At 66.9% G+C, this 21,240-nt stretch carries 16 protein-coding genes; 10 read left to right on the forward strand and 6 right to left on the reverse strand.

From position 1 onward, the window contains the following. Positions 1-46 precede the first annotated feature (46 nt). Positions 47-1,186, reverse strand: coding sequence for an MspA family porin (locus tag ACQP1G_RS32180; protein ID WP_433193395.1), 1,140 nt, complete (start codon positions 1,184-1,186; stop codon positions 47-49). A 247-nt stretch (positions 1,187-1,433) separates the two neighbouring features. On the opposite strand from ACQP1G_RS32180, the gene ACQP1G_RS32185 reads away from it, so the two are divergent. Beyond that, positions 1,434-3,977, forward strand: coding sequence for a helix-turn-helix transcriptional regulator (locus tag ACQP1G_RS32185; RefSeq protein ID WP_433193396.1), 2,544 nt, complete (start codon positions 1,434-1,436; stop codon positions 3,975-3,977). Between the two features lie 80 nt (positions 3,978-4,057). Here the strand turns inward: ACQP1G_RS32185 and ACQP1G_RS32190 are convergent, their stop codons facing one another. Continuing rightward, positions 4,058-4,291, reverse strand: coding sequence for a hypothetical protein (locus ACQP1G_RS32190; protein ID WP_433193397.1), 234 nt, complete (start codon positions 4,289-4,291; stop codon positions 4,058-4,060). Between the two features lie 86 nt (positions 4,292-4,377). On the opposite strand from ACQP1G_RS32190, the gene ACQP1G_RS32195 reads away from it, so the two are divergent. Together ACQP1G_RS32195 and ilvA are read left to right on the forward strand one after the other, a co-directional pair. Beyond that, positions 4,378-4,812: a nitroreductase family deazaflavin-dependent oxidoreductase gene (locus ACQP1G_RS32195; protein WP_433193398.1), complete on the forward strand. Its 435-nt coding sequence runs from the start codon at positions 4,378-4,380 to the stop codon at positions 4,810-4,812. Positions 4,813-4,906: 94 nt separating this feature from the next. Beyond that, positions 4,907-6,265 carry a threonine ammonia-lyase IlvA gene (gene ilvA / locus ACQP1G_RS32200; RefSeq protein WP_433193399.1) on the forward strand — a complete coding sequence of 453 codons (1,359 nt, stop codon included), beginning with the start codon at positions 4,907-4,909 and terminating at the stop codon, positions 6,263-6,265. A 68-nt stretch (positions 6,266-6,333) separates the two neighbouring features. Here ilvA and ACQP1G_RS32205 read toward each other — a convergent pair whose 3' ends face one another. Continuing rightward, complete coding sequence (locus ACQP1G_RS32205; protein ID WP_433193400.1) at positions 6,334-7,584, reverse strand: serine hydrolase domain-containing protein; 1,251 nt, start codon at positions 7,582-7,584, stop codon at positions 6,334-6,336. A gap of 100 nt (positions 7,585-7,684) precedes the next feature. After that, entirely contained in the window at positions 7,685-9,409 is a 1,725-nt protein-coding gene (gene treZ / locus ACQP1G_RS32210) for a malto-oligosyltrehalose trehalohydrolase (protein ID WP_433193401.1), read from the reverse strand. A 107-nt stretch (positions 9,410-9,516) separates the two neighbouring features. On the opposite strand from treZ, the gene ACQP1G_RS32215 reads away from it, so the two are divergent. Then, positions 9,517-10,131, forward strand: a complete 615-nt coding sequence (locus ACQP1G_RS32215; RefSeq protein ID WP_433193403.1) for a class I SAM-dependent methyltransferase — start codon at positions 9,517-9,519, stop codon at positions 10,129-10,131. A 116-nt stretch (positions 10,132-10,247) separates the two neighbouring features. Here ACQP1G_RS32215 and dnaE read toward each other — a convergent pair whose 3' ends face one another. Together dnaE and ACQP1G_RS32225 are read right to left on the reverse strand one after the other, a co-directional pair. Further along, on the reverse strand, positions 10,248-13,799 hold the full coding sequence (gene dnaE, locus ACQP1G_RS32220) for a DNA polymerase III subunit alpha (protein WP_433193404.1): 3,552 nt from the start codon (positions 13,797-13,799) through the stop codon (positions 10,248-10,250). Between the two features lie 213 nt (positions 13,800-14,012). Continuing rightward, positions 14,013-14,432, reverse strand: a complete 420-nt coding sequence (locus tag ACQP1G_RS32225) for a DUF3052 domain-containing protein (RefSeq protein ID WP_433193405.1) — start codon at positions 14,430-14,432, stop codon at positions 14,013-14,015. Positions 14,433-14,655: 223 nt separating this feature from the next. Here ACQP1G_RS32225 and ACQP1G_RS32230 point away from each other — a divergent pair, with 223 nt between their 5' ends. The 6 genes from ACQP1G_RS32230 to ACQP1G_RS32255 all read left to right on the forward strand — a co-directional run bounded on the left by ACQP1G_RS32230 (position 14,656) and on the right by ACQP1G_RS32255 (position 21,239). Further along, the gene (locus ACQP1G_RS32230; protein WP_433193406.1) at positions 14,656-15,855 is read left to right on the forward strand and encodes a histidine kinase; all 1,200 of its coding nucleotides are present in this window, start codon (positions 14,656-14,658) and stop codon (positions 15,853-15,855) included. Positions 15,856-16,019: 164 nt separating this feature from the next. Further along, positions 16,020-16,811, forward strand: a complete 792-nt coding sequence (locus ACQP1G_RS32235; protein ID WP_433193407.1) for a LytR/AlgR family response regulator transcription factor — start codon at positions 16,020-16,022, stop codon at positions 16,809-16,811. Further along, complete coding sequence (locus tag ACQP1G_RS32240; RefSeq protein WP_433193408.1) at positions 16,808-17,176, forward strand: hypothetical protein; 369 nt, start codon at positions 16,808-16,810, stop codon at positions 17,174-17,176. The genes ACQP1G_RS32235 and ACQP1G_RS32240 overlap by 4 nt, the downstream gene beginning before the upstream one ends. A 168-nt stretch (positions 17,177-17,344) precedes the next feature. Beyond that, positions 17,345-19,099: a cation acetate symporter gene (locus ACQP1G_RS32245; protein ID WP_433193409.1), complete on the forward strand. Its 1,755-nt coding sequence runs from the start codon at positions 17,345-17,347 to the stop codon at positions 19,097-19,099. Positions 19,100-19,245: 146 nt separating this feature from the next. Next, a complete protein-coding gene (locus tag ACQP1G_RS32250; protein ID WP_433193410.1) occupies positions 19,246-19,608 on the forward strand; it encodes a DUF485 domain-containing protein in 363 nt (120 codons plus the stop codon). Then, the gene (locus tag ACQP1G_RS32255; RefSeq protein WP_433193411.1) at positions 19,605-21,239 is read left to right on the forward strand and encodes a solute symporter family protein; all 1,635 of its coding nucleotides are present in this window, start codon (positions 19,605-19,607) and stop codon (positions 21,237-21,239) included. The genes ACQP1G_RS32250 and ACQP1G_RS32255 overlap by 4 nt, the downstream gene beginning before the upstream one ends. Position 21,240: the final 1 nt, after the last annotated feature.

Consider the following 21,240-nt stretch of genomic DNA (forward strand, 5'->3'; position numbering starts at 1 on the left):
TGGGACGACAGGCGCCGGACGGGATCTGCGCGAGTACCCGGTGCGGCTACAACCAGGTGGGGTCGCCGAAGACCGCACCCGAATCGTCGACCTCGGGTGAGACGGCATAGACATAGGCGAATTGCCGCAGGGTAACCGGACCGGTGCAGGAATTGACCTTGATGTGGAAGTCCCGGACCACCGTCTGGATGAGCTTGCCGGGGACCATCTCCTTCTCCGCCAGCGGAACCTCCGCGATCTCACCCGGCTGAAGGTTCAACGTGACCACCGGGTTGGGATTGACCAAGATGGGGACGTCGAGCCCGCCGTCGGCGATCTCGCTCCCGCTGAGCTCGTTCCCGCTGATCTCGTTCCCACTGATCCCGTTCCCATCCCAGTTGGCCCAGTTGGGCACGTTCGGCCTGTTGGGCGTGATCGGCGCGACCGGCGTGATCGGCGCGACCGGCGCGACCGGCGCGACCGGCGTGATCGGCGCGACCGGCGCGACCGGCGTGATCGGCGTGATCGGCGCGACCGGCGTGATCGGCGCGACCGGCGTGGGCGGCGCGACCGGCGTGGGCGGCGCGTTCTGCTTGATCGGCGTGATCGGCACGATCGGCGTAGTCGACACGTTCGGCGCGACCGGCACACTCGGCACACTCGGCGCAACCGGCACACTCGGCGCAACCGGCACACTCGGCGCAACCGGCACACTCGGCGCAACCGGCACACTCGGCGCAACCGGCAGGGTCGGCGGGATAGGCAGGGTCGGCGTGATCGGCAGAGTCGGCGTGATCGGCAGGGTTGTCGGCAGTTCTGGCGTGGTGGTCGACTGGTTGTTCCAGGGCAGGGGTATAGGAATGATGAGGTCGGGTGTCGCGCCGAGGGTGCCCGTACCGATCGACACCGCACAGCCGACGTGGTAGCCAACCTTCAGCCGGCCCGCTGCCGCCGCCGCATCGATCTGACCGTAGGCAGTGGTGGTGACCAGCGCCTCCCGGGTAGTTCCCACCTGGTTCAGCGGCGCGATCCGGTTGATGGTCTCGTCCTTACTACCCACCATGATGTTGCCGCCGATCGGCGATGCGATGGTCTTCTCATGCGGCGCCATCGAGACGACCTCGGCCGGTGCGGGTGCCATTCGCGACATTGCGGCGATCAAGACGCTGCCGCCCACCAGCGCTATCTCCGTCAACTTCGAGGGCATAACCGCACTGTAGTAGCACACGGCTATGGAAACGGGCTGTGACACGGCCCCGCATCGGATCGAACATCGCCGTGGCCAACGGCTACGGTGAGCAGATGCTCCATGGAAGAGAAGCCGAACAAGCAGAGATCGATCGGCTTCTCGAACAGGCGCGGGCAGGCCGCAGTGGGGCGCTGGTGCTGCGTGGGGAGCCGGGGATCGGGAGACGGCGCTCTTGGATTATGCGGCGGCGCAGGGGATCACGTCGGTGCGCAGTGCCGGCATCGAGTGCGAGGCGGAGTTACCGTTCGCGGGGCTGCATCTGCTGATCAAGCCGGGCATGGCGCTGGTCGACGGGCTGCCCGCGCCGCAGCGCGATGCACTGCGCGGGGCCTTCGGGCTGGCACACCATGATCCGGCGGATCGGATGCTGATCGGGCTGGCGGTGTTATCCCTGCTGGCCGAGGAGGAAGGGCCGCTACTGTGTCTGATCGACGACGCGCACTGGCTGGACCGGGCGACGGCGGAGACGCTGCTTTTCGTGGCACGGCGGCTCGAAGCCGAGGGGGTGGTGATCATCTTCGCGACACGGCCCGGCGAGCAAGATTTTCCCGCCCCCGGACTGCCCGAACTCGTGCTGACCGGTTTGACGCAGGAGTCGGCGGCCGCACTGGTGGACAGCCACGGTCCGGAGCTGTCGCCCGCCATTCGGTACCGGCTGCTCGCCGAGGCGGGCGGTAATCCACTCGCCCTGCAAGAGCTGCCCGCCGTATTGGCCGCCGAGGCAACCGGATCGGGCCAGATGAGCGGGCCGAACCCGCTGCCGTTGACGCAGCGACTCCAGGTCGCCTTCCACGGCCAAGTGACCAGACTCCCCACCGCCACACGAACACTGCTGCTGGTAGCCGCCGCCGCGGGCACCGACGATCTCACCACCGTGCTGCGCGCCGCCGACGGACTGGGCGCACAGCTGCCGGATCTGCAACCCGCCGCCGACGCCGGACTCGTCCGCAGCGACGGACTGACCGTGCGGTTCCGCCATCCCCTGTTGCGCTCGGCCGTCTACCAGGGGGCGCCACTGACCCAACGTCTCACCGTCCACGCTGCCCTGGCCGCCACACTGACCGAACCCGAAAACGCCGACCTGCGCGCCTGGCAGCTGGCCTCGGCGGCAACCGGACCGGACGAAACCACCGCCGCCGCCCTCGAGGACACCGCCGATCGGGCCCGCCGCCGCAGCGGCTACTCCGGCGCCGTCGCCGCCTACGAGCGCGCGGCGGGCCTGAGCACCGACGCCGCCGCCCGCGTCCGCCGACTGGTTTCGGCCGCCGAAACCGCCGGTGAGGCCGGGCAATTGGACCGCGCCGGCCGCTTGGCCGACCGCGCGGCCAACCGGACCAGCGACCCGCTGCTCTGCGCCCGACTCGATCTGGTCCGTGCCACCGCGGAATTCGGTGCGGGCAAACCACTCTCGGCACACCGGCTGCTGCTGGCGGGCGCCGACCTGATACGCGCCGACGATCCGACACGCGTCGCCCGCATTCTCATGCAGGCGGTGCATACGGCGTGGTACCTCGGCGCCCCGGAATTGGCGGAGGTCGCCGAGCACATCAACGCACTGGCCCTGCCCGAAGCCGAGCCGATGGCACCCATCGCCCGCTACACGGTCGCTGGCATCGACGGCAGATTCACCGTCGACCTGCGCGAAGCGGCCGCCGCGGCCCGGCACAACGGCGCGGACAGCCCGCGCGATCTGGTGCAGATGTGCGGCATCGGCATGGTCGTCGGCCAGGACGAACAGGCCGCGGAACTGGCCACGACCCTCATCGCCGAATGCCGCGACCAAGGGCGCATCGCCCTGCTGCCGACCCTGCTGTTCTTCCGCGCCGAGACCGAACTGTTCCTCGGCCGCCCCCGCGAGGGTCGCATCGCCGCGACCGAGGGCCTGCGGATCGCCCAGGACATCGGACAGCGGCACTGGATCAGCCAACTGTCGAGCTACCTCGCCTACCTGGCCGCCCTCGAAGGTCGCGACCAGGACTGTCGAGAGTTCGTCGACCGCGCCCTCGCCGAAGAACTCGGCGGCGCCGCTGCCCCCGGCGCACCGTGGACGCTGGCCGCGCTCGGCGTGCTCGATCTGGGCCAGGGCAAGGTCGACAGCGCACTCTCGCGACTGGAACTACTGACCGTAGAACCCGCCCGCCACCACGTGATCGGTCTGCGCGCCCTGCCCGACCTGATCGAGGCGGCGGTGCGCCTCGGCAGCCCGGAACGAGCGGGCGACGCGCTGAATCGGCTACAGATCTGGGCCTCGGGCTCACAACAAGAGTGGATCGCCGCTCTCGTCCAGCGCTGCACGGCACTGGTCGCGCCGGAAGCCGAGGTGGAGAGCCATTTTCATGCCGCCCTGCAGCACGGTGGCCGCCCCTTCGAACAGGCGAGAACCCAACTACTTTTCGGCGAATGGCTGCGACGCAATCGTCGAAAGACCGAGGCGCGCAACCAACTTCAGCCCGCCCTGGAAACCTTCGACCGTCTCGACGCCGCTCCCTGGGCCGACCGCGCCCGCACCGAACTCGCCGCACTCGGCATCGGCACCGCGAGCCGCCCGAGTACCGGCATTCTTGCCCGCCTGACCCCGCAAGAACTCCAAATCGTCCGCCTCGCCGCACAAGGTATGTCCAACCGAGATATCGCGGCCCAACTTATCCTCAGCCCCCGCACCGTAGGCCACCACCTCTACAAGGCCTACCCCAAACTCGGCGTCCTGTCCCGCACCGAACTCCCCGACCTCACCCTGGACATCGCCTAGCCCAGCCCCTCTGGTCCAAAGTCCCGTCGAGCCTAGTCAAATGGTGGTTGAGGTCGGCGGCGTTTCGAGCCGCCGTTCGACTACGCTCGGCGGCGGGCGTCCGACTGGCGGCGGGCGTCCAGCTGGGCGAGTACCCAGCGGCCGGCGGCGGTCGCGGCGGCGGCCAGCACAGCGATCTGCAGCGACCCCGTGATCAGCGCGAGCACCAGGCAGACGACCAACCCGAGGCCAACCGCCTCCAGCTTGTACATCGGCCACGCGCTGCCCGCGATTTCTACCGCCGCGGGGCGGGTCGAAGGGTGAACCACTGCCATGGCGTCAGGGTACACGGATGAGGAAGTTCGGGCTACCTAACATTTACGCCGGGAACACTGGCGGACGCCGCGGTGTTGCCGATGTCATGCCATTGACAGGTGAGTACGCACCGAGCACATCCGACTGGGCCCGCGAACAGGCCGAAAAGATCGAGAACTCCGGCGGCACCGAGGGCACGACGTTGCAGGGCAAGCCCGTCATCGTCCTGACTACCAAGGGTGCCAAGACCGGTCTCCTGCGCAAGACCGCGCTGATGCGGATCGAGCACGACGGCGAGTACGCGATCGTCGCCTCGCTGGGCGGCGCGCCGAAGCATCCCGTCTGGTACTGGAATATCAAGGCCGAGCCGCATGTCGAACTGCGCGACGGCGAAGTCAACAAGGACTACACCGCACGCGAGGTCGTCGGCGAGGAGAAGGCGCTGTGGTGGGAGCGCGCGACCGAGGTCTGGCCCGATTACGCGCAGTACCAGACCAAGACGACCCGCGAGATCCCGGTTTTCGTCCTCACACCGCGGTAGATCCGGCCCCGACGACCGGGAAACCGGTCGTTTGCCCTCATCCGAGGCCCACCCGCCGCGTTCGGCCGACGCGGCGGGTGGCAGCATGTTTCGGGTGTCCAATCCGCTCGAACTCCTCGACGACCAGTCCACTTCGCGTCCCGTGCTGAACGCGGACGAGATCGACGCCGCCGCCAAGCGAATTGCCGACATTATCGAGCCGACCCCGCTGCAGCACAGTCCCAGACTTTCCGCACTGACCGGGGCGCAGGTCTACCTCAAGCGCGAGGACCTCACGGCCGTGCGTTCCTACAAGCTGCGCGGCGCCTACAACCTGATCGTGCAGCTCACCGAGTCCGAGCGGGCCGCGGGCGTGGTCGCGGCCAGTGCCGGCAACCACGCCCAGGGCGTGGCCTTCGCCTGCAATGCGATGGGCATCAAGGGCCGCATCTACGTACCGACCACCACACCGAAGCAGAAGCGCGACCGCATCCGGGTGCACGGCGGCGAATTCGTCGAACTGATCGCGGTCGGGGAAACCTATGACGCTGCGGCGGCCGCCGCAGCCGAGGATGTCGAGCGCACCGGCGCCACCATGGTCCCGCCGTTCGACGATCCGCGCACCGCGGCCGGACAGGGCACCATCGCCCCGGAGATCCTGGAGCAGCTCGGCGGTCGGACCCCCGATCTGGTGGTTGTCCCGGTGGGCGGCGGCGGCTGCCTGGCCGGCGTCGGCACCTATCTGCGGGAGCGCTCACCGAGTACGGGCATCCTCGGCGTCGAACCGGCGGGCGCGGCCTCGATGACCGCCGCGCTGGTCGCGGGCGCCCCGGTGACGCTGCCGGAGATCGATCCGTTCGTCGACGGCGCCGCGGTGCGCCGGATCGGCCAGTTGCCCTATGCGGCGATTTCCGGATTCGGCGGCCGCGTTGTCTCGCACGGGTCGCTGCCGTTGCTGACCGCCTCCGAATCACAAAGGGGCGCTGGCGCTTTCCAGATGTTGCAGGTCGACGAGGGCGCGATCTGCACCACCATGCTCGACATGTACCAGAACGAGGGCATCATCGCCGAACCCGCGGGCGCGCTGTCGGTGGCGGCGCTGGCCGCTATCGCGGTCGAACCGGGATCCACGGTGGTGTGCCTGGTCTCCGGTGGCAATAACGATGTGTCGCGCTACGGCGAGATCATCGAGCGTTCGCTGGTGCACCGCGGCCTGAAACACTATTTCCTGGTGGACTTTCCGCAGGAGCCGGGCGCATTGCGGCGTTTCCTCAACGAGGTGCTCGGTCCCGATGACGACATCACCCTGTTCGAGTACGTCAAGCGCAACAACCGGGAAACCGGTGCGGCGCTGGTCGGTATCGAACTCGGCGTACCGGACGGACTCGGCCCGCTGCTGGAGCGGATGGCGGATTCGCCGATCCAGTGCGAACGTCTGGATCCGGGTTCCCCGGCCTACCGCTATCTCACCTGAGCGCCAACCCACTCCCCGACGACGAACCTGCCGCGCGGACATCGTCCGCGCGGCAGGTTCTTTCACAATTACGCGGCCTCGGGCGTCTCCACTGGTGCGGCGGCCCGCCGGGTCGTGCGCAGGCCCGCCATGACCATCGGCAACAGCCATGCGGCCGAGGCCATATCGAAACTCAACTGCCCCGCCGAGAGTCGGTTGTGCACGAACCCCACCGAGAGTCCGAGGCGCGGCTCGGCCCAGCCGAAGGAGCCACCTAGGCCGATATGACCGAAGCCACCGTGCGCGCCGGGCATCGGCAGCGAGTGGTAGCCCAGATGCCAGAGCATCGGCGCGTAGAAGAGCGCCCGGTCGAGTTGGAAGGTCCGAATCCGGGTCAGCGCCTTGATGGTTCGCGGTGACAGATACTGCACACCGTCGGCCATACCGTCATTGGCCAGCACGCCGTACATGGTGGCCAGCGCGGGGGCGGTGCAGACACCGTTGCCCGCACCGAGTTCGGTGTCGAGGATCGGCGGCAGCTCACCCTCCAGAATGGTCTCCAGTCCGGGCAGGAACAGACACCGGGCGGCCGCGCCGAGCGCACCCGGAAAACCGTAACTGCGACCCAATACCTTTGCGCTGATGGGCTTTCCGATCAGACTCAGCTGGGTGCCCGCCAGCGGCGCATAGGTCGTCGACGAGTCGGCGGGCGGTTTGCCGAGGTGGATGCCGTCGATGCCGAGCGGATCGGCGATCTCGGTACGGAACAACTCGCCCATCCCGTGGCCGGTGACGGCGCGGGCCAGTCCGGCGAGCAGCCAACCGAAGGTGAGCGCGTGATAGGCCGGCGTGCCGAGCAGGTGATCGGGTTTCGCCGCGGCGAGGCGTTCCTCCATCAGCTGATGGTCGAGCACGTCGTCGAGTCCGGCGGCGATCGGGTTGAGACCACCGAGTCCGGCACTGTGGGTCATCACCTGACGAATGGTGATGTCGCCCTTGCCGTTCTGGCCGAACTCCGGCCAGTATTCGGCCACCGGGGCCTCGTAGTCGAGCAGACCGCGATCGGCCAGTCGGTGGATGACCGTCGCGGTGACACCCTTGGTCGCGGAGAAGACGATCGCCCCGGTGTCCTGGGTCCAGGGCATATCCCCCGCGCTGCCGGTCCAGATGTCGACCAATGGCTCGCCGTGCAGATGCACGGCCAAGGCGCCACCCGCCCCCCGGCGGTGCCCGAAGACCTTCGCGAATGCGCGTGCCAATGGTGCGAATTCGGCGGTGGCGCTGCCACCAACCCCATCAGGGAGATCCGCTAGGTCCCCGGGTGAAGCCACGTTGCTCATATACCAACGGTAATGGCGCCGATCGCCCTCGGCAATATTCTGTCTCGGACAGTTATATTCAGCGATTCTTCGGTAATCGCAATACCGGAGCAGGGTTTCGTCATCCGCTCTCGAGTATCACGAAGGAGTGGCCCGGTATCTCCGTCGCGGAAACGCCTTCGGTCGCAGACTCCCACGACAGTAGGGAAACGCCAGTGATAGGTACGGTGACCTGCTCTTCGGCGAGATTGCACACCAATGTCAACGGGCCACGGCGTACCGCGATCCAGCGAGCATCCTCGTCGTAGTCGACGGAGACGTGCATGAGCCACGGGTCGGTGATCTCGACCCGTGCGCGTCGCAAACCGATCAGTCTCTGATAGCAGGAAAGTAGCCTTGCATGCCGGTTCTGCTCGAGCTCGGACCAATCGAGCTTCGAACGCAGGAACGTTTCGGGGTCCTGCGGATCCGGTATCTCGTCGGCGTCCCAACCGTGTTCGGCGAATTCGGCCTTGCGCCCGGTCGCAGTGGCGGCCCCGATGACGGGATCGGTATGCGAGGTGAAGAACTGGAACGAAGTGCGCGCGCCCCACTCCTCCCCCATGAACAGCATCGGCGTAAAAGCCGAGATCAGCACCAGCGCGGCCTTGATAGCCAGCTGTCCGTCGGTGAGATAGGCGCTCGGGCGGTCCCCGATCGCCCGGTTGCCGATCTGATCGTGGGTGCAGGTGTAGGCCAGTAACGCGCTCGCCGGATTCAGTCGAGTATCGATGGGGCGGCCGTGGATTCGGCCACGGAAACTGGAGTACGTTTCGGCGTGGAAGAATCCGTGCGTCAGTGTGTGTGCCAGACAGCGCAGCGAGCCGAAATCGGCGTAGTAGCCCTGACGTTCACCCGAGACCGCAGTGTGCAGGGCGTGGTGCAGATCGTCGTTCCACTGGCCGGTCAGACCGTAACCACCCGCCGCGCGCGGGGTGATGAGCCGCGGATCATTGAGGTCGCTCTCCGCGATCAGCGACAGCGGTCTGCGCACATGTGCGGCAAGGCATTCGGTCTCGGTGGCCAGTTCGGCGAGTACGTGGGTCGCGGTGCGGTCGACCAGCGCGTGCACGGCATCCAGCCGCAGAGCGTCGATGTGAAAGTCACGCAGCCAGCGCAGTGCGTTGTCGATGATGAACCGGCGCACCGGATCCGAGGCAGGTCCATCCAGATTGAGGCTCTGGCCCCAGGTGTTGCGGCCCTCGGTCAGGTAGGGCGCGAAGCGGGGCAGGTAGTTGCCGGAGGGGCCGAGATGGTTGTAGACGACATCGAGCGCGACCGCCAAACCTCGGACATGGCAGGCATTCACGAAGCGTTGCAGCCCGTCGGGGCCACCGTAGGACTCGTGGACCGCATACCAGAGGACGCCGTCGTAGCCCCAGTTACAGGCGCCGTCGAAGGCATTGACCGGCATCAGTTCGACCATGGTGACGCCGAGGTCGACCAGGTGGTCCAGGCGTTCGATGGCGGCGTCGAAGGTGCCATCGAGGGTGAAGGTGCCCAGATGCATTTCGTAGAGGATCGCGCCCGCGAGCGGGCGGCCGGTCCAGCCCGCATCGGTCCACCCGACCGGATCGAGGGTGTGCACCGCCGAGCGGCCGTGCACACCGTCGGGCTGTCTGGCCGAGCGGGGATCGGGCAGGACGGTCGGGTCGTCGTCGAGCAGGTAGCCGTAGCGCGTGCCGACGTCGGCGGGCACCTCGGCCCGCCACCAACCGTCCGTGGACCTCGTCATCGGGTGCGCGCTGCCGTCGACCTCGACCCGCACCCGTTCCGGTCGCGGGGCCCACACCTCGAACAAGGTCACCGAGCCAGCATCGCATGCCGTCCACCGTGCGGCCCGCCGACATCCGACGCGCCCTGTCGACCAGCTGACCATTGCCTGCGGCGCGCACACCCTGACACAGTGAAGGTGTGGGAATCTACAGCGATCAGGTCGTACCGCGGCTGGTGAATCTGGCCTGCGGAACCAAGCTCAACAATCCGCAGCGCCAGCGCGCCTGCGCCGGACTGCACGGGCGCGTGGTGGAGATCGGCTTCGGATCCGGCCTGAATATCCCGTTCTATCCAGCCACCGTCGAGTCCGTCAGCGCGGTCGAACCCGCCGACCTCGGGTGGCGGCTCGCGGGCAAACGGCTCGCGAAGGCCACCGTGCCGATCGAACGCGCCGGACTCGACGGGCAGTCGCTGCCCTTCGCCGATAACAGCTTCGACTCCGCCCTCTCGACCTGGACGATGTGCACGATTCCGGATATCGCGGCCGCGCTGGCCGAGATGCGCAGGGTGCTCGTCCCCGGTGGAACCATGCACTTCGTCGAACACGGTCTGGCACCGGATCCGAGTGTCCAGGTGTGGCAACACCGTCTGAATCCGATCGAGAAGGCCGTTGCGGGCGGCTGCAATCTCGACCGGGATATCCGCAGCATCGTCGAGACCGCCGGATTCGAGATCCGCGACCTCGACGAGTTCTACGCCGACGGCCCCAAGTTCATCGCCGCACTCTCGTTGGGTGTCGCGGTCTCGCCATAACTGGATTCCGTTGGTGCTGACGCTCTATGGCATCCGCCGCAACGCCTCTCGATGTCGAATGCCCGGACCTGCATGCGGGTCCGGGCATTCGGCTGTTCGGTGACAACAGGTGCGGGCTAACCCGCGAGGCAGCCGGGGCCGAGCAGGGCCTTCAGGTCACCCATCAGGGCCGAGGACGGCGAAACCCGTAGGCTGTCGGCCAATTTCCACAGTGACGTATTGTCGCGCGCGCCCACATGGCGGATGTGGACGTCCGCGGTACCCGGATGCCTGGACAGGATGCGCTTGAGTTCGCCGATCTTGTCGGGCGTGCACAGGCGGGTGGGCATGACCACCGCGAGCGGCTTGGCCACGCCGATCGAGGAGAGGTCGGGGACTGCGAGATCGTTGGCGATCAACGAGATTCGATCGTCGCGCACCGACACCCGGGCCTTCACCAGGACGACCGCGTCCTCCACCACATCCGCGCCGTAGACCGAATAGGCCTGCGGGAAGAACAGCACCTCGATACCACCGGTCAGATCCTCGATCTGGGCCGAGGCCCAGGCGAGCCCGTTCTTATTGATGCGGCGGTTGACCGAGGCGAGAATGCCGCCGATGGTCACCTGGGCGCCGTCCTTGATATCGCCCTCGAGAATGGTGGGAATCGGCGTATCCGCCTGTGCCGCAAGCACATGTTCGACACCGTTGAGCGGATGCCCGGACACGTACAGGCCGAGCATTTCGCGCTCGAGTGCCAGCTTGTGCTTGGTTTCCCACTCGTCCTCGGGCACCTTGACATTGAAAACCGAGGCCACCGAATCGTCACCGTCGTCCAGCCCGCCGAACAGGTCGAACTGGCCGATCGCCTCGGCCTTCTTGGTGGACATCACCGCGTCGATGGCGTCGGAGTGGATCAGCAGCAGACCCTTGCGCGGATGCCCGAGCGAGTCGAATCCGCCTGCCTTGATGAGCGATTCGGTGACCTTCTTGGTGCAGGCGATGGCGTCGATCTTGTTCAGATAGTCGGAGAAGTCGGTGAACTTCGACTTCTCCTTGCGCGCCTGGATGATCGAGGTGACGACGTTGGCGCCGACATTGCGCACCGCGCCGAGACCGAACCGGATGTCCTTACCCACCGAGGCGAAGTTCAACTCGGATTCGTTGACGTCCGGCGGCAGCACGGTGATGCCCAGGCGGCGGCAATCCGACAGGTAGACCGCGGCCTTGTCCTTATCGTCGCCGACGGAGGTGAGCAGGGCCGCCATGTATTCGGCGGGATAGTTCGCTTTGAGATAGGCGGTCCAATAGGAGATCAGGCCGTAGGCGGCGGCGTGCGATTTGTTGAACGCGTAACCGGCGAACGGAAGGATGGTGTCCCACAGCGCCTTGATGGCCGCCTTGGAATATCCGTTGCCCTGCATGCCCTCCTCGAAGCCCTCGAACTCCGCGGCCAGCACCTCGGCCTTCTTCTTACCCATCGCGCGGCGCAGAATATCTGCTCGACCGAGCGAGTAGCCGGCCACTTTCTGCGCGACATGCATGATCTGCTCTTGGTAGACGATCAGGCCATAGGTCTCGCCGAGGATTTCCTTGAGCGGCTCCTCCAGCTCCGGATGGATCGGCTTGACCTCTTGCCGGTCGTTCTTGCGGTCGGCGTAGTCGTTGTGCGCGTTCATGCCCATCGGGCCGGGGCGGTACAGCGCGCCGACGGCCACGATGTCCTCGAACGCGGTCGGCTGCATGCGGCGCAGCAGGTCACGCATAGGCCCACCGTCGAGCTGGAATACGCCGAGAGTGTCACCGCGCGAAAGCAATTCGTAGGTGAGCGAATCGTCGAGCGGCAACCGGTCCATATCCAGATCGATGCCGCGGTTGGCCTGGATATTCTCCAGCGCGTCACCGATCACCGTCAGGTTGCGCAGACCGAGGAAGTCCATCTTCAGCAGGCCGATGGCCTCACACGATGGATAGTCCCAACCGGTGATGAGCGCACCGTCCTGAGGCCGCTTCCACACCGGAATCGCGTCGGTGAGCGGATCGCAGGACATGATGACCGCGCAAGCGTGTACGCCCGCGTTGCGGATCAGGCCCTCGAGGCCGCGCGCGGTCTGGTAGATCTTCGCGACATCGGGATTGCTGGCGATGAGCTCGCGAACCTCGGCGGCTTCCTTGTACCGCTCATGCTCCGGATCGGTGATGCCGGACACCGAGATGTCCTTGGCCATGATCGGCGGTGGCAGCGCCTTGGTGATCTGGTCGGCGATGGCGAAACCCGGCTGACCGAACAGCACTCGCGCGGAGTCCTTGATGGCGGCCTTGGTCTTGATGGTGCCGAAGGTGATGACCTGCGCGACCCGGTCGGTGCCCCACTTCTCACTCGCGTAGCGGACCATCTCACCGCGGCGGCGATCGTCGAAGTCGATATCGATATCGGGCATCGAGACGCGCTCGGGATTGAGGAAACGCTCGAAGAGCAGACCGTGCGGAATCGGGTCGATATTGGTGATGCCGAGTGCGTAGGCGACCAGCGAACCGGCCGCCGAACCACGGCCGGGACCGACGCGGATGCCGACATCGCGCGCGTGATTGATCAGGTCGCCGACCACGAGGAAGTAGGCCGGGAAGCCCATCTCCAGGATGACGCCGATCTCGTATCGGGCCCGGTCCAGATAGTCCTGGGGCGCGCCGTCCGGGAAGCGGCGCCGCAGCCCGAGGTCGACCTCGCGGCGCAGCCAGCTGGCCTGGTCGTGCCCGTCGGGCACCGGGAAGATCGGCATCCGGTCGCGGTGCTGCCACACCTCGTCGTAGGGCTGGACCCGCTCGGCGATCAAGAGGGTCGAATCGCAGGCGCCGGGCACCTCGTTATCCCAGATCGCCCGCATCTCCTGCGCGGACTTCAGGTAGTAGCCGTCGCCGTCGAACTTGAAACGCGTTGGGTCGCTGAGTGTTTTACCGGTCTGGATGCACAGCAGCGCCTCGTGATTGGTCGAGGCGTCCTTGGTGACGTAGTGGCAGTCGTTGGTGGCCAGCGGCGGGATCGAGAGCTTCTTGCCGATCTCGAGCAATCCCTCGCGGACCCGGCGCTCGATGGACAGGCCATGATCCATGATCTCCAGGAAGAAATTGTCCGGTCCGAAGATCTCCTGCCACTTGGCCGCCGCCTCCAATGCCTCGCGGTCGTGGCCCAGGCGCAGGCGGGTCTGCACCTCGCCCGACGGGCAGCCGGTGGTGGCGATGATGCCCTGGGCATGTTCGGCGATGATCTCCTCGTCCATGCGCGCCCACTTGCCGAGCTGACCCTCCAGCGAGGCGAGCGAGGACAGCTTGAACAGGTTGTGCAGACCGGTCGCGTTCTCCGCGACCATGGTCATATGCGTGTACGCGCCGGAGCCCGAGACGTCGTCGCCCTTCTGGCTCGGATCGCCCCACTGCACGCGCTTGGTGTCGAACCGCGAAGCCGGCGCGATGTAGGCCTCGATACCGATGATCGGCTTGATGTCGGCCTTCTTGGCGGAGTTGTAGAACTCCGAGGCCCCGTACATATTGCCGTGGTCGGTCATACCGACCGCGTTCATTCCCAGCCGATTTGCCTCGGCGAAGAGCGGAGAGATTTTGGCCGCACCATCGAGCATGGAGTACTCGGTGTGATTGTGCAGGTGAACGAACGATCCGGACGAGGCGGCCAAGACGGTCCTTCCTCCCAAGGTCTCGACGGGGGTTGGTGTAGCGATTCTAGGGGTCCCCACCGACGAGTTCGGCCTGCCGCGCCGGGCTTGCGCAGGTGCCCGGCGTGTCGGTGGTGAAGATCACCGGCGCGTCTCGCGACCCCCGCTACGGCTGTCCGATTTCCGCGACAGTGGGGTGGTCCGCGGATCGCTCGACACTACGCGAGCCCTCGCTCAAGCGCGCTTGCGCCAGACGAATTTCAAGCCGGACCAGTCATTGTCGAGCGCGGCCACCTTGATGTCGACGACGCCGATGGGCAGCAGCAGCTCGCGCAGATCGTTTTCGGCGATATCGCTGACGTGCCCGCCCGCCTTGCGCGGCCAGGCGATCCACAGCATCGCGCCCGGCGTCAGTCGGGCGGCGAGTTCCGGTGCCTCATTGGCCAGGTCGGCGCGGGTGCGGTAGAACGCGAGGACGATATCCGCGGCCTCGGGAGCGTCGGTGGCGATCGCGACATCCGCTGGCAGATCGGGAATCCGCCAGCGCACCGGCGCATGTCGCAGCACCACCCGGTGACCGGGTTTGATGCCGATCTTCTTGGCCAGAGGAGTTCCGGAGTAGCCCGCGGTCACGAGGAAGACTGTATTCGGCACCTGAGCTCCGTCCTCGCGAATCGACGATCGGCGGCTGTTGGTCGCAAGCTTTCTCGGATCGGCTCTGTTTTGCGGGCGCCCACAAGGAGTGCCGATCCCGAGAGCGGGTGCGGATCGTGCCGGCACCGACGTCCGTTCGACGCGGTCGGCCCCGTATGCGATGGGGTCACGACGATAATCGGGCGATGAGGTGGCAGCGGCGGAACTGTTCAGTGGGTCCGCGATGACGACCGCCGCTATCGCTGTCGTCGCCGGGGCGGTATTGATCGTCGGCGCACTGCTGGTCTGGTCGCGTACCCGGCGGGTGGTGACCACTCCGGCCGAGCGAGCGGTATATACCGCACTGCATACGGCGTCGCTGGCCGCGCGGCCGTTACGACAGGGTTTGAACGATCGGTCTGCCCAGGAAGCCGCGCCGCATCTGCGGGCGCTCACCGGAGCCGACGCGTTGGGCGTTGCCGATCCGGACGGCACGCTGCTGGCTTGGGACGGGCCGCATTCGGATCTGGCCGAACCCTTCGCCGACGCGGCCCGGCGGGCGGTGGCGACCGAGCGGCCGGTGCTGGTGTCGGGGCCCGGTCGGGGCGAACATGCCGGGCGAACGTTGATCGCGCAACCGCTGCTCATCGAAAACGGCGGGGTGGCGGGGGCTTTGGGGGTGGTGACCACCGGAAAGCCGGAGCCGGGACGGCTGGGCGCGGTCGCGGAGGTGGCGCGATATGCCTGCGGGCAGCTGGAATTGGCGGAGCTGGACGCGTCGCGGGCCCGGCTCGATCGGGCCGAGGTGCGGGCACTGCGGGCACAGATCAGCCCGCACTTCATCTATAACGCGCTCAATACCGTTGCCTCCTTCGTGCGTACCGATCCGGATCGGGCCCGCGAGCTGATCCTGGAGTTCGCGGACTTCACCCGGTATTCCTTCCGCGCCGCTGGCGAATTCACGGTCCTGTCCGACGAACTGCGCAATATCGAGCGGTATCTGGCGTTGGAACGCGCCCGGTTCGGTGACGCGCTGGAGGTGCGGTTGCAGATCGCACCCGAGGTGCTCGGCGTCGTGCTGCCGTTCCTCGCGCTGCAACCGCTGGTGGAGAACGCCGTTCGACACGGTTTGGCCGGAGCCACGCGCGGCGGCACGGTGACCATTGTCGCGGCCGATGCGGGCATCGATTGTGTGATCAGCGTCGAGGACGACGGGATCGGCATGGATCCGGATCTGCTGCGGTCCGGTGCGCTCGATGCCATCGAAACCGGTACCGGCCCAGCGGGTTCCGGCGAATCCGCGCATGTGGGTCTGGCCAATGTCGACGACCGGCTGCGCGCCGCCTTCGGCAATGACTACGGGCTGATCGTGGAGACCGCCCCCGGCGCGGGCACCAAGGTCAGCCTCCGCGTCCCGAAATTCCGCGCGGGCATCCAGGCCTGACTCCAGGCACCGCACACCCCGGTTCGTCACCCGTGCGATCGCGCGGGTGTGGTCGCGAACAGGGATGCGCGGCCCATGCCCGAATAACGGTGTGTCGACGGTTTTCGCCCCGACTGGGGCATCCGGACCGGCGGTTCCAGCCCGCCCCTTACCATGGAACGACTGTGACCCGGACCACCGACCAGGCCGCCGCACTGCGCGTGCTCGCCGTGGACGACGAGAAGCCCGCTCTGGACGAGCTGGTCTATTTGCTGCGCGCGCAACCGGGCGTCGGGGGGATCCACAGCGCGGGTGATGCGACCAGTGCGCTGCGGCTGATGCGCGCCCATCCGATCGATGCGGTGTTCCTCGATATCAATATGCCCGGGTTGGACGGGATGGAGTTGGCGGGGATCCTGTCGGAGTTCGCCAACCCGCCCGCCGTGGTCTTCGTGACGGCGCACGACGATCGCGCGATCGCGGCGTTCGATCTCGGGGCGGTGGACTATCTGTTGAAACCGCTGCGCGAGGCGCGGCTGGCCGAGGCGGTGCGCCGGATCGCGGGAGCGCGCAGTGCCGCACCGGCCATTGCGCAACCGCAGGCCGATCCCAGCGAGGTCATCCCGGTGGAGTTGGCCGGGGTCACCACCTTGGTGCACCGGTCGAGCGTGAGCTGGGTGGAGGCGGACGGCGATTACGCCAGGCTGCATACCAACGCGGGTTCACATCTGGTGCGGATTCCCTTGTCGGCGTTGGAATCCCGCTGGGAGAACGCCGGGTTCCTGCGGGTACACCGGTCGTATCTGGTGGCGCTGCGGCTGGTGACCGGGCTGCGTACGGTCGGCAACGCGACGGTGGTCCGGCTGCGGGGCGACGGTCATGCCGCGGCGGTGGAATTGCCGGTCAGCCGTCGGCAGGTGCGCGAGCTGAAGCAGCGCCTGGTGCACGGGCCGCGCCAGCAGTGGACGAATCCGTGACCACACCGCAGCACCGCCCGACCCGCCAGCGCGTCGTACTCGCCGAACGCCGCGGTGCGCGCCGCGCGCGGACCCGCACAGAGGTGGTCGAGCAGACCGAGATCGGTGCAGCGTTGATCGGTGGGCTGATCCGGGCCCAGCTGGGGCTGGCGCTGCGGGTCGGATTGGTCATGGTCCTCCTATTGTGTTCGCTCCCCCTGCTCTTCCGCCTCGGTTCGGTCGGTTCGTTCATCGTGCTCGGGGTCCGGCTGCCGTGGTTGCTGCTCGGCGTTGCCGTGTATCCGGTGCTGTACGGCGTCGGGCGGCTGTACGTCCGCCTGGCCGAACGCAACGAACAGGACTTCCTGGAATTGGCCGAGGACTGACTCGATGTCCCCCATCGCAATACCGCTGGCCCACCGTCGCCCCGCCGAATATCCACGCACCGCTCGGATGGGCAGGAGTTCGGTTGGCAGCGACGAAAGGGGCCGTGCCGCAGCACGGCCCGCCCCTGCGCGCTGTCGTCCGGATAGCGGATCGCACGCAGGCATGCCGTGAGCACCCCGACGGCGCCAGCGCTGACGGTGCTCGCGCTGCTGTTCGCCGCGCTGGCTACTGTCGCGATCGGCATCTACGGTGTTCGATTGGCGCGCACCACCTCTGATTTCCTGGTCGCCTCGCGCAGCGTCGGCCCCCGCTGGAATGCCGCGGCAATCTCTGGTGAATACCTTTCGGCCGCTTCCTTTCTCGGCGTCGCCGGGCTGATCGCGAAATACGGTGCGGACGCGCTGTGGTATCCGGTCGGGTTCACTGCGGGATATCTCGGGCTGCTGTTGTTCGTTGCGGCTCCGCTGCGGCGATCCGGGGCGTATACGGTGCCGGACTTCGCGGAGTTCCGGCTCGGGTCGCTGCGGTTGCGCAGGCTGGCGGCGGTCGTGGTGGTACTGGTCTGCGGGGTGTACCTCATCCCGCAGTTCCAGGGCGCGGGGCTGACGCTGCACATTCTGCTGAATGTGCCGAAATGGGTCGGCGCGGTGGCCGTCGGCGCGATCATCATCGCCAATGTCGCTGGTGGCGGCATGCGGTCGATCACACTGGTGCAAGCCTTCCAGTACTGGTTGAAGCTGACCGCGGTCGCGATCCCGGCGCTGGTACTGCTCGGTCATTTCCTGGCCGAGGATCGCGAACTCGGCACGCCCGCTCCCCCGGTGGTCACCGAGCGCACCACGGTGGACGTCAGCACCGGCGTCGTGGTTCGAATCGATGCGCCACAACAGGTTTCGGTCACCGGCACGCTCGACGGTCGCGCAGTGGACGGTCCGGTCCTGCTGACGCCGGGCGGGCACGAACTGGCGGCGGGCACCGAGCTGACCCTGGAGGCGGGCTCGGCCGTGCCAGTGGTGGCCGGAGCGCCGACCGACGGCGCGGCCTGGTTGGCGCCCGGTGGCGGATTCGGCGGCACACATCCGACATACCAGGTCTATTCGCTGATCATCGCCACTTTCCTCGGGACCATGGGGCTACCGCATGTGCTGGTGCGGTTCTACACGAATCCGGATGGCCGGGCGGCGCGCACGACCGCGCTCGCGGTGATCGGCCTGGTCGGATTGTTCTACCTGTTCCCCATCCTGCTCGGGGTGTTCGCACGGCTGTATGTGCCGCAACTGCTGATCACCGGCACCTCCGATGCCGCAGTGGTGCTGCTACCCGGGTCCGTGCTCGCGGGCCTACCCGGGCAACTGTTGGCGGCACTGGTGGCCGCGGGTGCGATCGCGGCATTTCTGTCCACCTCGTCCGGACTGCTGGTCAGCATCGCGGGCGTGCTCAGTACCGATATGCTGCGCGGGCGGATTCGCGATTTCCGGGCCGCCGCGCTCTTCGCCGGTGCCGTGCCCCTCGGCCTATCGCTCACGGTGGTGTCGCTGGATCTGTCCCGCACTGTCGCACTCGCCTTCTCGGTGGCCGCCTCGACGCTGTGCCCGCTGCTGGTACTCGGCATCTGGTGGCGCGGTCTGACGGCGAAGGGCGCGGCGACCGGACTGATCGTCGGCGGGTCGGCCGCGGGCGCGGCGACGGTGGTGTCGGTGACCGGTGGAATCTCCGATGAGCTTGCGGACGGCTGGCTGGCCGCGATACTCGGCTATCCGGCGGCGATCAGTGTGCCGTTGGCATTCGCGGCGATGATCCTGGTCAGCAAGCTGACGCCGGGGCAGAGCGCACGCCGGATCGGGAGAATCTTCGTCCGCATGCACGCACCCGAGCGGCTCGGTATGGGCGCGGACCGTGAGCGGGTGCTGCGGTCGAGCTGACCGCCGACCGTTCGTCGCGGCCTGCCGACCGTTCACCGCACAATCGAGGGCCTTCACGGAGTGACCCACGCCACATCATGATTCGCTCACAAAGGTCCCTTTATGGTCGGCGGGTAGTAAGCCACGTCACACGCTAGGACCCTGCGATGACCAGTATCGACCTCGACAAAGATGGCACGCCACCGCGGCGCACGCCGACGGCGGAGGATTTCGCCGCCGTCCAGTCGAGTCCCCAATTCCAGGAATTACGAAGTCGGTTGCGCCGCTTCGTCTTTCCGATGACAGCGCTGTTCCTGGTCTGGTACCTCAGCTACGTACTACTGGGCGCATACGCGCACGACTTCATGGCCACCGAGGTCATCGGCAACGTCAACCTCGGCCTGCTGCTCGGCCTCGGTCAGTTCGTATCGACGTTCGTGATCACTTGGCTCTATGTCCGGTTCGCCAATAAGGAACTGGATCCGCGCGCCGCGTCGATCCGCGACTACCTCGAGGGAGGCCAGGCGTGAACGAGCAATACCTTGCCGCCGCGACGGTCGGCAATCCCGGCGCGAATATCGCCATCTTCGGCCTGTTCGTGGCGATCACGATGGTCGTAGTGATCCGGGCCAGCCGCAACAACCGCACCGCCGCCGACTACTTCACCGGCGGCCGCGGCTTCTCCGGACCGCAGAACGGTATCGCCATCGCGGGCGACTATCTTTCCGCCGCAAGCTTTCTCGGCATTGCGGGCGCCATCGCGGTATACGGCTACGACGGATTCCTGTACTCCATCGGCTTCCTGGTGGCGTGGTTGGTCGCGCTGCTGCTGGTCGCCGAAATGCTCAGGAACACCGGTAAATTCACGATGGCCGATGTGCTGAGCTTCCGACTGAAGGAAGGTCCGGTCCGCACCGCCGCCGCGCTGACCACCCTCGCGGTCTCGCTGTTCTATCTGCTGGCGCAGATGGCGGGCGCCGGCGGTCTGGTCGCGCTGCTGCTCGACATCTCGGACAAGACCGGACAGAGCATCGTAATCGCCGTGGTCGGCGTGCTGATGATCGTCTATGTGCTGGTCGGCGGCATGAAGGGCACCACATGGGTGCAGATCATCAAGGCGGTGCTGCTGATCACCGGCGCGGCGCTGATGACCGTGATGGTGTTCGCCAAATTCGGCTTCAACTTCTCCGATATCCTCGGCTCGGCCCAGGATGCGGTGCACGGATCCAAGTCCAAGGGCGTGGCCGCCCGTGACGTACTCGCCCCCGGCGCCCAGTACGGCGGCAACGCGACCTCCAAGCTGAACTTCATATCCCTCGGCCTGGCCCTGGTGCTCGGCACCGCGGGTCTGCCACATGTGCTGATGCGCTTCTACACCGTGCCGACCGCGAAAGAAGCACGCCGCTCGGTGGTTTGGGCGATCGGCCTGATCGGCGCGTTCTACCTGTTCACCCTGGTGCTCGGCTACGGCGCGGCCGCCATCGTCGGACCGGACCGCATCCTCGCCTCGGCGGGCGGCCAGAATTCGGCAGCTCCGCTGCTGGCCTTCGAACTCGGCGGCGTGATCCTGCTCGGCATCATCTCAGCGGTTGCCTTCGCCACCATCCTGGCGGTCGTCGCGGGTCTGACCATTACCGCGTCGGCGTCGTTCGCGCACGACATCTACGCCAGCGTGCTCAAGAAAGGCAATGTCGACGAGAACAAGCAAGTCAGGGTTTCGCGGATCACCGCGGTCGTGATCGGTGCGCTGGCCATCGGGCTCGGCATCCTGGCCAACGGCCAGAACATCGCGTTCCTGGTGGCGCTCGCCTTCGCGGTCGCGGCGGCGGCGAATCTGCCGACCATCGTGTTCTCGCTGTTCTGGAAGCGATTCAACACCACCGGTGCGCTGTTCAGCATGTACGGCGGTCTGATCTCGACCATTGTGCTGATCGTGTTCTCCCCGGCGGTATCCGGCACGAAGACCTCGATGATTCCGGGTTCGGACTTCGACTGGTTCCCGTTGTCGAACCCCGGAATCGTGTCCATCCCACTGGCTTTCGTGCTCGGTGTGGTCGGCACCTTCCTGGGCGGGCGGATGCCGGAGGATCCGGCGAAGCACGCCGAGATGGAGGTTCGCTCGCTCACCGGCGTCGGCGCCGAGAAGGCAGTTGTGCACTGAG

Origin of the sequence: Nocardia sp. CA-107356 (genome assembly GCF_050946365.1) — a bacterium.
In the GTDB taxonomy this organism is placed as follows: Bacteria; Actinomycetota; Actinomycetes; order Mycobacteriales; family Mycobacteriaceae; genus Nocardia.